Origin of the sequence: Streptomyces sp. NPDC090032, from assembly GCF_044748025.1 — a bacterium.
Lineage (GTDB): Bacteria > Actinomycetota > Actinomycetes > Streptomycetales > Streptomycetaceae > Streptomyces.
The window spans coordinates 20,424-33,123 of record NZ_JBIVFF010000008.1; the positions used below are offsets into that span (position 1 = coordinate 20,424).

The following is a 12,700-nucleotide window of genomic DNA, read 5'->3' on the forward strand; positions in this document are numbered from 1 at the left end:
CCCCGTGACCACCGAGCCGCCAGGCTCCACCCGAGCAGGCTCCACCCGACGAGACGGCGCGTTCGCCTACACCTGGGACCTGGTGGGCGACCCCGCGGCAGCCGAACGCATCGCCTCGCTCGGCGTGGGCGCCGTCGTCCTCCAGGCCGCGTACCACTCGGTGCGCGCCATGACGCCGCACCACCCCGCCCACCGCATCGTGCACGCCACGCACGCCGCCGCGTACTTCCCGCTCGATCCGCACGACTGGCGCGGCACCCGCCTGAGACCTGCCGCGCCGGGCTGGGGTGTCGACGTGCGCGACCGGTTCGGCACGGCGGCCTCGGCCCTGCGCGGGCATGGGCTGCGCGTCGAGGCGTGGCTGGTGCTCACGCACAACACGTCACTGGGCGACCGGGCCCCCGATCTGACGGTGCGCAACGCGTTCGACGAGCGGTACGGCTATGCGCTCTGTCCTGCACAGCCCGAAGTGACGGAGTACGCACGTCAGTTGGTGCGTTCCTTCTGTGCGCGCTACGACGCCGCGCAGGTTCCCGCGCTGATGCTCGAAGCGTGCGGCTGGCTCGGCTTCGAGCACGGCAGCCACCACGAGAAGACCGCGGGCGCCGACCTCAGCGCCGGCTGTCGGAACCTCCTCTCGATCTGCCTGTGCGGGAAGTGCCGCCGCGGCATCGAGGCCGCGGGCGCGGACCCGGCCGCCGTCGCCGCAGCCGTGCGCCGCACCGTGGACGCGGAGCTGCGGGACGGGCGGCGCGCGCCGGACAGCTTCGCCGAATCGCTCGGCGAGCAGTCGGCACAGGCCGTGCTGGGCCACCGGCGAGAAGTCATCGAGGACCTGACGCGCCGTATCGCGGCCGAGGCGCCGGACCGTGAACTGCTCCTGATGGCCGACGGCGACCCGCAGGCCACCGGCCCCGACAGCGGACTCGACCTGGGCCGCTACGACGGGCCCGCCTCCGCCATGGTCGTCAAGTGCTGGGACGACGAGGACCGTTCGGCGGCACGCGTCAAGGACGCCGTGGCAGCGAGCCCGCGCCCGGTCATCGCCAACGTATCCGTCCTGGACGAGCCTTCCGGGGCCCTCGCCCGCCGCGTGGCACGGCTGCGGGCCGCCGGAGCGCAGCGATTCCGCTACTACCACGCGGGCCTGGCCTCACCCGCCCGACTGCGCGCCCTGCGCGCGGCAGCGGCCACCACAGACACCTCAGACACCTCAGACACCTCAGACACAGACATCACCACACCGACACGGGAAGGAACAGGAACAGCGTGACGAACGAGCGACTCACCGGGATGTACGTGATGGACCCGGCACGCTTCGACGACGTCTACGGACCCGACGAACGCGCCCTCATAGAACGGCACTTGACCATCGAGCAGCCGCCGTGTTCCGCGGCGGACCTGTCCGGATCCGGAAACGCGCTGGCGGGCGTCGACGTCCTCGTCACCGGCTGGGGTGCTCCCCGCCTCTCCGCCGGCCTGCTCGCCCGCGCCCCGCGCCTGTCGCTCGTGCTGTACGCGGCCGGTTCCGTGCGGGCCGTCGTCACCGAGGAGTCGTGGGAAAGCGGCGTGCGCATCACGTCCGCCGGTGCCGTGATCGCCGACAAGGTCGCGGACTTCGCGCTGGCCCAGATCCTGTACGCACTCAAGCACGGCTGGCGCTACGCGCTGACCGCGCGCCGCACGCGGGCAGCCGCGGTCCGCCGCAGCGAACCCGGCACCGCGGGCGCCACCGTCGGACTCGTCTCCCTCGGCGCCACCGGTCGGGCCACCGCGAAGCTCCTCGTCCGGCACGGCGTGCGCGTCCTCGCCCACGACCCCTACGTGTCCGACGCTGCCGCGCGCACCCTCGGGGTCGAACCGGCCACTCTGGAAGGTGTGTTCGCCCACAGCGACGTCGTGAGCCTGCACGCCCCGCTGCTCGACGAGACCCACGCCATGGTCGACGCACCCCTGCTGCGCTCCATGCGTCCCGACGCCACCCTCGTCAACACCGCGCGCGGCGGACTGATCGACGAGCCCGCACTGCTGCGCGTACTCGAAGAGCGGCCGGACCTGTTCGCCGTACTCGACGTCACCGACCCGGAGCCGGCCGTCGCCGGTTCACCCCTGTTCACGCTCGACAACGTGGTGGTCACCCCGCACCTCGCCGGCAGTCTCGGCCCGGAGCGCCGTCTCCTCGGCCGGGCCATGGCCGAGGAACTGGACCGCTACGTCGCCGGGCAGCCGCTGCGCCACGAGGTGGCCGCCCAAGCGATGGAGCATGCCGCATGAGCTTCACCCTCGTACTGGTGCCGCCCGCATCGGAGGAGACGCGTGCCTGGCCCGAACGGCTCGTGCAGGCGGTCCCCGGAATCGACGTGCTCGTTCCCCAGGGCCTGGAGGACGTCGCCGCGGCGCTGGGCCGGGCTGATGCCGCGTACGGCGCGCTCACCCCCGAACTCCTCGCCGCCGCCGACCGGTTGCGCTGGTTGCAGGCTCCCCAGGCCGGACCGCCGCCCGGCTTCTACCATCCGTCACTGGTGCGCCACCCGGTCCAGGTGACCAACATGCGCGACACGTACACCGATCACGTCGCCGCCCATACGCTGGCCCTCGTCCTGGCCCTCGCCCGGCAGATCCCCCGCTACGTGCGCGACCAGTCCGCCGCCCACTGGGCACCGGACTGGTCCGACGGCGCGGTCGTCGCGCTCGGCGAGGCACGTGCCCTCGTCGTCGGGACGGGGGCGGTCGGCGCGGAGACCGGGCGGCTGCTCGCCGCGTTCGGCTCGCGGGTGGACGGGGTCGACGCCCGCGTCACGACGCCGCCGCCCGGCTTCGCCCGGATCGCCGCGCCGGACCGCCTCGACGAGGTGCTCGGCGAGGCGGACATCGTGATCGTGACCGTTCCGCACACCCCGCGGACGGAAGGGCTGTTCGACGCCGGCCGCTTTGCCGCGATGAAGCGCGGCGCCTGCCTGGTGAACGTGGGCCGCGGCCCGACCGTCCGCCTCGACGACCTGGTCGCCGCTCTGGACACGGGGCGGCTACGCGGCGCCGCCCTCGACGTCATGGAGCGCGAGCCGCTCCCTGCCGGTCATCCGCTGTGGCACCACCCGCGCGCGCTCATCACCCCGCACGTGGCGGGGGCGGGCCCGCACGCCGCGGAGCGCCGTTTCGAGGTGCTCGTGGAGAACGCGCAACGGTTCGCCGCCGGGCGCCCGTTGATCAACGTAGTGGACAAGGCGCAATGGTTCTGAACGCCGAGCAATCATCCGCCGACTCCGGTTCCGACTCCGAATCCGGTTCCGGGGTCACCGTCGAGCGCATCGAGACCTTTACGGTCGCCCTGCCCACCCTGCGAGACTTCGGGGTCGCGGGCGGCGGCGTGACCGTCAAGGGGCGGCCCGCCGTACGGGTCCTGGTCAAAGTCACCGCCTCGGACGGCAGCACCGGCTGGGGCGAGGCCACGCCGATCCCCTCATGGACGTACGAGACCACCGAGTCCATCGTGTCGACCCTCAGCCGCTACCTGGCGCCGGCCGCGACCGGGCTGCCGCTGTGGGATCTCGACGGCCTCGTGCGGGTGTGCGACCGCACCATCCGGCGCGGCTGGTCCACCGGGATGCCGCTGGCCCGCGCCGCCCTCGACGTCGCGTGGCACGACGCGCTGGCCCGGTCCCGTGACGTCGGCCTCGGCGAGCTGTGGGGCCGGCGCCGCCACGACACCGTCGACCTGTGCTGGATCGCCACCGGCTCCGATCCGGCGGCGCTCGCCGATTCGGTCGCCGAGGGACAGGCGCACGGATACCGGCACTTCAAGATCAAGACAGGGCTCACGCCGGGAGAGCCCGAGAGCCGGGAGTACGCCCGCGTCGCGGCCGTACGCGAGGCTGCTCCCGAAGCACGCCTCGTCGTCGACGCCAACCAGGCCGGCACACAGGACTCGGCCCTGCGCCTCGCCCGGCTGCTCGGCCCCCTGGACATCGCGGCGCTCGAACAGCCCCTGCCCGCCAACGACATCGAGGGCCTGCGCCGGCTGCGCGACCTGAGCCCGGTGCCGATCGCCGTGGACGAGAGCCTGCGCCACCCCACCGACCTGGCCACGTTCGTCCGGCGGAGCGCGATCGGTATCGCCGTCGCCAAGGTGCAGAGGTGCGCCGGGCTCACCCTGGCGCTGCGCCAGTGCCAGCTGGCCGAGGACTGCGGCGTGGCGCTGATGGGTTCGGGCCTGACCGAGTCCGACATCGGGCTCGCCGCGTCCCTGCACCTCTTCGCGGCCTACGACCTCGTCGCTCCGGCCGACCTCAACGGCCGGCAGTTCCTGACCAGCCCCTACGCCACTGGACCCACGATCCGGGTGCGCGGGGGAACGGCCGAGGTGCCCACGGGCCCCGGCCTCGGTATCGGCGTCGACGAAGGGACGGTACGAGAACTCGCCTGCTGAACGATCCCGGGCCGGGCCCGCCCCGGCAGCCGCATGGAAATTCCACCGAGGGCTTGAAGTCCGCAGAAGGATTCAAGACCGACGAAGGCTCGAAGACCACAGAAGGAATGAAGGAGCCGCTCATGAACAAGTTCGCCCGCTCGTCCATGACATCGCGCCGCAACCTTGCCGCCCTGCTGGGCTCACCGATACTCGCCGCCGCACTCCTCACGACCCTCCCCAGCGCTTCCGCCACCCCGGCAGGCGCCGCCGCCTGCCCCGCGCCGGCCAAGGCGATCGGCCTGAGCACGGGGTGGAAGCTCCAACTCCCCCTGCCCACCAGTTCCGGTTCCCCCCAGGAGGTCAAGCAGCCCGCCCTGGCGACCTACAGCACATCCCCGTGGTTCACCACCAAGTCGACCTGCGACGCGATTCTGCTGCGCGCCGCGGTCAACGGCGCGACCACCAGCAACACCGGCTACCCCCGGTCCGAGCTGCGCGAGATGACCGCGGACGGATCGTCGACGGCGAGCTGGTCGTCCACCTCCGGCACCCACACCATGGTCTTCGATGAGGCGATCACCCATCTCCCGCAAGACAAGCCACATGTGATGGCCGGTCAGATCCATGACGAGACGAGCGACGTCACGTCGTTCCGCCTCGAAGGCACCAGCCTGTACGTCACCTCGTACAACACCACCCACTACAAGCTCGTGACCTCCAACTACCAGTTGGGCACGCGCTTCGAGGGCAAGTTCGTCGTCCACGACGGGCAGGTCGACGTGTACTACAACGGCACGCTCCAGGCCACGGTCGACGCCGACTTCGGCAGCGGCTACTTCAAGGCGGGCGACTACACCCAGGCGAACTGCACCAACTCCTCACCGTGCGACAGCTCGAACTACGGCGAGGTCGCCCTGTACGGAGTCGATGTGACGCACAGCTGAGTCCGGGGTCCTCGCCGGTCACCGGCGGGGGAATCACGCGGCGGTGAGGACGTGGGCGGCGGACCGCGCTTGGCGGCGTCGCCCACGTACCGGGCGACCGCACGATCACCAAGGACTCCCCCCGAGGCGATTCGTTCGTGTCCTTGGGCCGATGCGGTGCTCTGTGTCAAGGGTGTGACGCAGAGACGTTGCAGCCGGCGATGTGGGGTGGTGATGATGGGCGGTATGCCTGAACACGCGGATGCGGCAGGTGAGCCGCAGCGAATTCCGAGGTCACGTCTCGCTGACTACGCGGAGATGAGCGGCCCGCCGGCCACCGAGGCAGCGGCGCCCGCGCACGAGCGGCCGGACTCCGACCAGGATCCTACGCCCCCCGCGCAGGAGACAGCCGGCCAGGACACCCGGTCGGCCGGCCTGGAGCCCCTGGCCGAGGATCATCCTGAAGTGCGCGCGCGTAGGCGGGAGTTCGCCCGGTTGCTGGGTGAGTTCCGGCGTACGGCGGTACTGGTGCCGCTCGGGGATGAGCCCGTCCCGGAGGAGGAGCGCGGGCTGCTGACCGCGGACCTCAACGGCATCCGGTTCATCCTGGCGTTCTCCGACGAGCAGGCGCTGGCCCGGTACGCGCAGGCGCGTGGCGGGTACGCCCAGGAGTGGACCTACCGCACGATTCTGGGTGCGCGGCTGCTCGATGTCGCCGTGCCGGCGGCCGGGGTGCCGTGCGGAGTGGCCCTGGACTGCGCGGACGGTGCGGACGGCATGGTGTTTCCGCCGGTGAAGGGCATTGTTCCGGACGACGCGGCGGTCGACCGCGACGAGGACGAACGCGATGAGGGGGACAGCGCATGACACTCGACGGGGGCGGCGGCGGTGGCGGTGGCGGTGGCGGTGGGGAGGATCTGAAGACCGGCGGTCTGGATCTGATCGCCAAAGGGCTGACCGAGGCCCTCGCCGAACTGAAGGAGCTCGGCATGGTCGGCGAGGCCGGGGCAGGGCGCGGTTTCAGTGACATCGCGCTGTCCGGCCTGGAACTCGGCCACGAGGGGCTGACCGGGGACTTCAAGTCGTTCTGTGAGCGCTGGGAGTGGGGGGTGCGCTCGCTGGTGAACGAGGGCAACGGGTTCGCGGTCAAGACCGGTCTGTCGGCGGGCACTTACTACGAGACCGAGCAGTACGTCGAGGGTTCGTTCAAGGTCGTCACGAATGCCGCGATCGGGAACCCGTACGCCTCCGAGGACGAGGTCACCCAGAAGGGCTGGGGCGACATCGCCACGTCGGGCGTGCTCTCGACCCCCGACTACAGCAAGGAGTCCTTCGACCAGGCGCTGGCCAACAGCGGCCAGGGCTGGAAGGACGCCGGCCGTGACGTCATGACGTCGCACACCATCGGCCCCGGGGGCCTCAACCCCGAGAACCTGCACGGCGCGGCCGGAGTGTCCGATGCCGAGTACGACAAGTGGCTGGACGACACCTTCGGCCCGTCCCCCGAGGAGCGGGCCAAGGCCGCCGAGCAGCAGCAGGGCGCTCAGGGCGGGGGTGAGGGCTGATGGGGCTCGGCGACCTCGTCGATGGCGTCAAGGGCGGTATCAACAAAGGGCTTTCGGCCGGTGAGCACCTCATCGACGAGGGCAAGAAGAAGGTCGGCGAGGGCGTCGACTACGCCACGAACAAGGTCGGTGACGGCCTCGACCACGTCGGCCTGCACAGTGCGGCCGACGCGGTCGAGGACTGGGGCGACGACGTCGCCTCCGACCTCGGCGCCACCCCCGGCGAGCAGCAGCTCGGCCAGACCGAGGAAGCCAACGAGCTCGTTCACGGCAATCCGGCCAAGATCCGTGAGTCCGCGAAGCATCTGAAGGACTTCCACACCGCGTTCGACCACGTCGGCCAGGGCATGAAGAAGGTCGACTCGTCCGGCTGGGCGGGCGAGGGCGGCGACGCGTTCCGCAAGAAGTTCGGCGTCCACCCCACCAAGTGGGCCCACGCCTCCGACGCCTGCGACAGGGCAGCCGAAGCACTCGAAACCTACGCCGACACCGTCAAGTGGGCACAGGACAAAGCCAAGGAGGCCGTCGAGCTCTACAAGAAAGGGCAGCAGGCGTCGAAGGACGCGGTCGACGCCTACAACAAGAAGGCCGACGCCTACAACGCCAAGATCAAAGCGAACGAGGACCCCGGGCCCAAGCCCGAACCCTTCCAGGACCCCGGCAAAGCCGACATCAAAAAAGCCCACGAAACCCTCACCGAGGCCCGCAAACAGCGCAACACCGCCGCGGGCGACGCCCAGGGCAAAGTGAAAGCCGCCCTCGCACACGCCCCCGCCGAACCCCCGCCCCTCGACCGCCTCGGCAACGACCTCGTCGACGGCTACCAGGCCTACAACACGGAACTCACCCACGTCGTCGGCGGCGCCCTCAAGGGCACCGCCGGACTGGTCAACTTCGCCCGCGGCCTCAACCCCACCGACCCCTACAACCTCACCCACCCCGCCGCATACATGCAGAACGTCTCCATGACGCTCTCCGGCCTCGTCTCCACCGCCGCCCACCCCGAACGCATCGTCACCACCGCCATCGACGGCTTCAAAAAAGACCCCTCCGAATTCGTCGGCCGCCTCATCCCCGAACTCATCGGCACCAAAGGCGCCGGACTCGCCCGCAGCGGCCTACGAATGGGACTCAAAACAGCAGTCAAGGACGGCGCCGAGAACGCCGTACGCCGCGAAGCACGCAACGCCCTCGAAAAAGAACCGCACGGCACATCGAGACATCCCGGCGAGCGGACCTGTGAGAAGGACCCCGTGGACGTGGCCACAGGCTGCGTGCTGCTGTCCCAGACCGATGTCAGCCTGCCCGCGGTTCTGCCGCTCGTCCTCAAGCGTGAGTTCTCCTCGGCCTACCGCTCCGGCCGGTGGTTCGGACCGTCCTGGTCCTCCACCATCGACCAGCGGCTGGAGATCGACGAGGAAGGGATCGTCTTCGTCGGTGAGGACGGCCTCCTCCTGAGCTACCCTCATCCCGCCCCCGGCGTACCGACATTGCCTCGCCACGGCAGCTCCCGCTGGCCTCTGGACCGCGAGGAAGCCGGCTACACCATCACCGACCCCGCCGGCGGGCGCACCTGGCACTTCGAGGACACCACGCACGGCACCGCGCCGCTCGAACAGGTCGACGACCGCAATGGGAACTGGATCCGCTTCGAGTACGACGAGGAGGGCAGCCCGCGCGCCCTGGAGCACAGCGCCGGCTATCGGCTCCTCGTCGCTTGCGCCGGCGGGCGCGTGACGGCGCTCTCCCTGGCCGGAGCCGGGCCCGAGGGAAGCGATCAAGAGCTCCTGAGCTACGGCTACTGCGCCGACGGGCATCTGGCCGAGATCGTGAACTCGTGTGGTCGTCCCACGCGGTTCGCCTACGACGAGCGCGGCAGGATCACCTCCTGGACCGATACCAACGGCCGTTCCTTCACCTATGCCTACGATGAACAGGATCGGTGCGGCTCTCAATCCGGGGAGGCCGGGCACCAGCAGTCGGTCTTCACCTACAGTCCCGTCGATACCGTGACGGGTCGGCGGACGACCACCATCACCGACTCGTTCGGCCACGACACACAGTTCGTGATCAATGAACGGTGCCAGGTGGTCGCGCGGATCGATCCTTCGGGCCACGCCACCCGCTTCACGCGTGATGACCGCAACCGGCTCCTCGAACATACCGATCCGCTCGGTCACACGATGAGACTCGAGTACGACGAGGCCGGCAACCTCGTCACTGTGACGCGCCCTGACGGACGTGCGGCCCGCGCCGAGTACAACGGCCTGGGGCTTCCGGTGAAGGTCACCAATCCGGACGGGACCGTCACCCGGCAGACCTATGACGACCGCGGCAACTGCACCTCCGTCGGCAGCGGGCCCGGGCAGGAGAAGCGTTACACCTACGACGAAGCCGGACGGCTCACCTCCGTCACGGACCCGATGGGGCACTCCACCACCATCATCTCCGACCGCGCCGGTCTGGCCGTAGAAGTGACCGACCCGCTGGGAGCGGTGACACGCTACGAGCGTGACGCCTTCGGCAGGCCCACCACGATCACCGACCCGGTCGGGGCCTCGGCACACCTGGCCTGGACACGCGAGGGCCACCTCGCTCGCTACACCGCACCCGACGGCGAAGTCGAATCCTGGACGTACGACGGGGAAGGGAACTGCACCAGCCACACCGACGCGCTGGGCGGCATTTCACGATCCGAGTACACCCACTTCGACTTGCTCGTCGCCCGGACGGGACCGGACGGCGCCCGCCACGAATTCCGTCACGACACGGAGCTGCGCCTCACCGCCGTCGTCAACCCACAGGGCCTGGAGTGGAGTTACTCCTACGACGCAGCGGGCAATCCGACATCCGAGACCGACTTCGACGGCCGTCGCCTCGACTACACCTACGACGCCGCAGGCCATCTGATATCCCGCACCGACGCATCCGGGCAGACCGTCCGCTACGAACGTGACTTCCTCGGACAGGTGACCCGCAAGGACGTTCAGGGGTACATCACAGAATTCGCCTATGACCTCACCGATCAGCTGGCCCGGGCCACCAGCCCGGACTGCACGCTGACACTGCTGCGTGACCGCTTCGGCCGGCTGCGCTCCGAAACCGTCAACGACCGCGTCCTTTCCTATACGTACGACGAGTGGGGCAGGCTGACCGGCCGGACGACTCCGACCGGCGCCGCCACGACCTGGGAGTACGACGCGGTGGGCCGTCCGACCCGGATGAGCGCGGCGGGCCGCACGGTCGACTTCGCCTACGATGCGGCGGGCCGCGAAGTCTCCCGCCACATCGGCGATTCCCTCTCCTGGACCAACCAGTTCGACGAGGTCGGACGGCTCACGGCCCGGACCGTCGCGGCGAGCGCGCGCCGCCGCGCGATCCAGCGGCGCTCGTACTCCTACCGGGCCGACGGCCACCTCACGGGCGTGGAGGACGACGCCACAGGACCACGCCGTATCAGCCTGGACCCGTCCGGCCGCGTCACCGCGATCCATTCCACCGACTGGAGCGAGACCTACGCCTACGACGAAGCGGGCAATCAGGTCTTCGCCTCGTGGCCGGCGAACCACCCCGGCCACGAGGCCACCGGCCGCCGCTCCTACAACGGGACCCAGCTCACCGGCGCCGGTGGCGTCCGCTACGAGCACGATGCCCAGGGGCGCGTCACTCTGCGCCAGAAGACCCGGCTGTCCCGCAAGCCCGACACCTGGCGCTACGAGTGGGATGCCGAGGACCGCCTGACCGGCGCTGTCACCCCGGACGGCACCCGCTGGCGCTACACCTACGATCCACTCGGGCGCCGCACCGGCAAGCTGCGTCTGGCCGACGACGGCGAAACCGTCATCGAACGCACCGATTTCACCTGGGACGGCACCACGCTGTGCGAACAGACCACCGTCTCCGCACAAGCCCCCCACCCCGTGACCCTCACCTGGGATCACCGCGGCCTGCACCCGATCACACAGACCGAGAGAGTCACCGACGCGGACGCCCCCCAGGCCGAGATCGACGCCCGGTTCTTCGCCGTCATCACCGACCTCGTCGGTACGCCCACCACGCTGGTGGACGAAGACGGCGACGTCGCCTGGCAGACCCGGCGCACCCTGTGGGGTACGACGGCATGGGCCGTCGGCAACTCGGCCTACACCCCGCTGCGTTTCCCGGGACAGTACTTCGATCCCGAAACAGGCCTGCACCACAATCAGTTCCGCCAGTACGACCCGGAGACCGCGCGCTATCTGACCTCCGACCCGCTCGGACTGGCGCCGGCCCCCAACCCGTCCACGTACGTCCACAACCCCCACCTGTGGGCCGACCCGCTCGGCCTGACGCCGTGTGAGGACGCGGCGAACAATGCCAAGGCCGACAAAACGACTCCGCTCGGCAAGGAGATACCGACCCGCGACGAGGCTTCCGTCGGCAGTACGACGAACCACAAGTACAAGCAGACGTTCTTCGACGAACACCCGGAACTCAAAGGCAAGGTGGTTGTCCATCACGCCATCGAGCAGCAGGTTCTGAAACGTTATCCGGGCCTGTTCTCCCCGGACGAAATACATTCACTCGAAAATCTGCGGGGAATCCCCAAAGGCGACATCAACAGCAGGATCCATCTCAGCGAGATCCGCGTTTCCTGGAACGAATTCTACAGAACCCACCCCAACCCCACGCGGCAAGAGGTCCTGGACCACGTCACGCACGTGGATGATAGCCTCGGGAACTGGTTCAACCCTCGCATCAGATGATCGACAGGAAATGGAGAACAGGCCGAGATGTGGCGTGAACTGGCCTCAGAATTCGCGGAAGTCGAGCTGCAGGATCCAGCCGCTCCCGACGCTCTGGCGGCTGTCGAGGAACAGCTCGGCCAGCCGCTGCCCGAAGCCCTGCGTCAATTGCTGCTGGAGACCGATGGGATCGAGGCGGACTACGGAACCGAGGTGGCCTGGACGGCCGAGAAGATCCTCGAAGAGAACCGCTCCTTTCGCAGCAATGAAGAATTTCGCGGCCTCTACATGCCGTTCGACGCTTTGATGTTCTTCGGGGACAACGGCGGCGGCGACCAGTTCGCGTTCGTGCGCACCCCCGACCGTGACGACGTCTTCGTCTGGGACCACGAAACCGACAGTCGCATCTGGGTCGCGCCGTCGTTGGAGCAGTACCTGCGCAGCGCACTCGGGAGCGACGGAGACGACTGGTACCGGTAGCTACGTCGCAGACGTAGGTATCGCGAAACAGACGTGAGTATCGCGAAAGCCGCGCGGTCCCCAACTCCCGGGAGTCTCGGGGTCCGTCGACGCGAACGCCTCGGCGGCATCGAGCACGAGTACAGGCAGTGGGCTAGATTCATGGTCGCCTCCGCGCATCCCCCACTGCCCAACTCCCTGAGGAACCCCCCGTGTCCAACCTTCCGCCCCTGGGCGGCCCGACCGCTTCGTACACCCCAGCGCAGATACGCCGCAACCGGCTGATCTTCCTCGGCCTGGTCCTCGCCCTCGCGGGCCTGGTGGCGCTCTGGGCCTTCGGCCCGTCCGACACCAAGGACCAGTCCTCTTCGCTCACGGCCGGCGACTGCTTCCAGAACATCGGGACGGACAAGGAAGCGAAGACGAAGAAGCTCGACTGCACCGATCCGCACGCCGACTACAAAGTCCTCAAGATGGACAAGGACAGCGTCGTCGACACCTTCTCGTGCTCCGACGTCCCGGGCACGACCGGCTCCCTCACCCAGTCAGGCGCGGGAGACTGGTTCGTCGTCTGCTTCAAGGAAAACGACGAGAAGGCCAAGAAGTAGCCGGGATGTCATC

10 protein-coding genes are annotated in these 12,700 nt (G+C 69.3%); all 10 read left to right on the forward strand.

From position 1 onward, the window contains the following. Nucleotides 1-4: 4 nt before the first annotated feature. The 10 genes from ACIPWY_RS21040 to ACIPWY_RS21085 all read left to right on the forward strand — a co-directional run bounded on the left by ACIPWY_RS21040 (nt 5) and on the right by ACIPWY_RS21085 (nt 12,687). Nucleotides 5-1,273, forward strand: coding sequence for a hypothetical protein (locus ACIPWY_RS21040; protein WP_393706126.1), 1,269 nt, complete (start codon nt 5-7; stop codon nt 1,271-1,273). Further along, nucleotides 1,270-2,274 (forward strand): hydroxyacid dehydrogenase, encoded by a 1,005-nt coding sequence (locus tag ACIPWY_RS21045; RefSeq protein ID WP_393706125.1) that lies wholly within the window; start codon nt 1,270-1,272, stop codon nt 2,272-2,274. Before ACIPWY_RS21040 ends, ACIPWY_RS21045 begins: the two co-directional genes overlap by 4 nt. Continuing rightward, entirely contained in the window at nt 2,271-3,239 is a 969-nt protein-coding gene (locus tag ACIPWY_RS21050) for a D-2-hydroxyacid dehydrogenase (RefSeq protein ID WP_393706124.1), read from the forward strand. The genes ACIPWY_RS21045 and ACIPWY_RS21050 overlap by 4 nt, the downstream gene beginning before the upstream one ends. Then, on the forward strand, nt 3,230-4,426 hold the full coding sequence (locus ACIPWY_RS21055; protein ID WP_362910794.1) for an enolase C-terminal domain-like protein: 1,197 nt from the start codon (nt 3,230-3,232) through the stop codon (nt 4,424-4,426). Before ACIPWY_RS21050 ends, ACIPWY_RS21055 begins: the two co-directional genes overlap by 10 nt. A 122-nt stretch (nt 4,427-4,548) precedes the next feature. After that, nucleotides 4,549-5,352 (forward strand): polysaccharide lyase family 7 protein, encoded by an 804-nt coding sequence (locus ACIPWY_RS21060; RefSeq protein ID WP_393706123.1) that lies wholly within the window; start codon nt 4,549-4,551, stop codon nt 5,350-5,352. Between the two features lie 297 nt (nt 5,353-5,649). Next, nucleotides 5,650-6,198 carry a hypothetical protein gene (locus tag ACIPWY_RS21065; protein WP_362910790.1) on the forward strand — a complete coding sequence of 183 codons (549 nt, stop codon included), beginning with the start codon at nt 5,650-5,652 and terminating at the stop codon, nt 6,196-6,198. Next, nucleotides 6,195-6,896 carry a hypothetical protein gene (locus ACIPWY_RS21070; protein WP_393706122.1) on the forward strand — a complete coding sequence of 234 codons (702 nt, stop codon included), beginning with the start codon at nt 6,195-6,197 and terminating at the stop codon, nt 6,894-6,896. Before ACIPWY_RS21065 ends, ACIPWY_RS21070 begins: the two co-directional genes overlap by 4 nt. Then, nucleotides 6,896-11,641, forward strand: a complete 4,746-nt coding sequence (locus ACIPWY_RS21075) for a putative T7SS-secreted protein (protein ID WP_393706121.1) — start codon at nt 6,896-6,898, stop codon at nt 11,639-11,641. Before ACIPWY_RS21070 ends, ACIPWY_RS21075 begins: the two co-directional genes overlap by 1 nt. 27 nt (nt 11,642-11,668) lie before the next feature. After that, nucleotides 11,669-12,100 (forward strand): SMI1/KNR4 family protein, encoded by a 432-nt coding sequence (locus tag ACIPWY_RS21080; RefSeq protein ID WP_393706120.1) that lies wholly within the window; start codon nt 11,669-11,671, stop codon nt 12,098-12,100. A gap of 191 nt (nt 12,101-12,291) precedes the next feature. Then, entirely contained in the window at nt 12,292-12,687 is a 396-nt protein-coding gene (locus tag ACIPWY_RS21085; protein ID WP_389552686.1) for a hypothetical protein, read from the forward strand. The last annotated feature ends 13 nt before the right edge of the window (nt 12,688-12,700 follow it).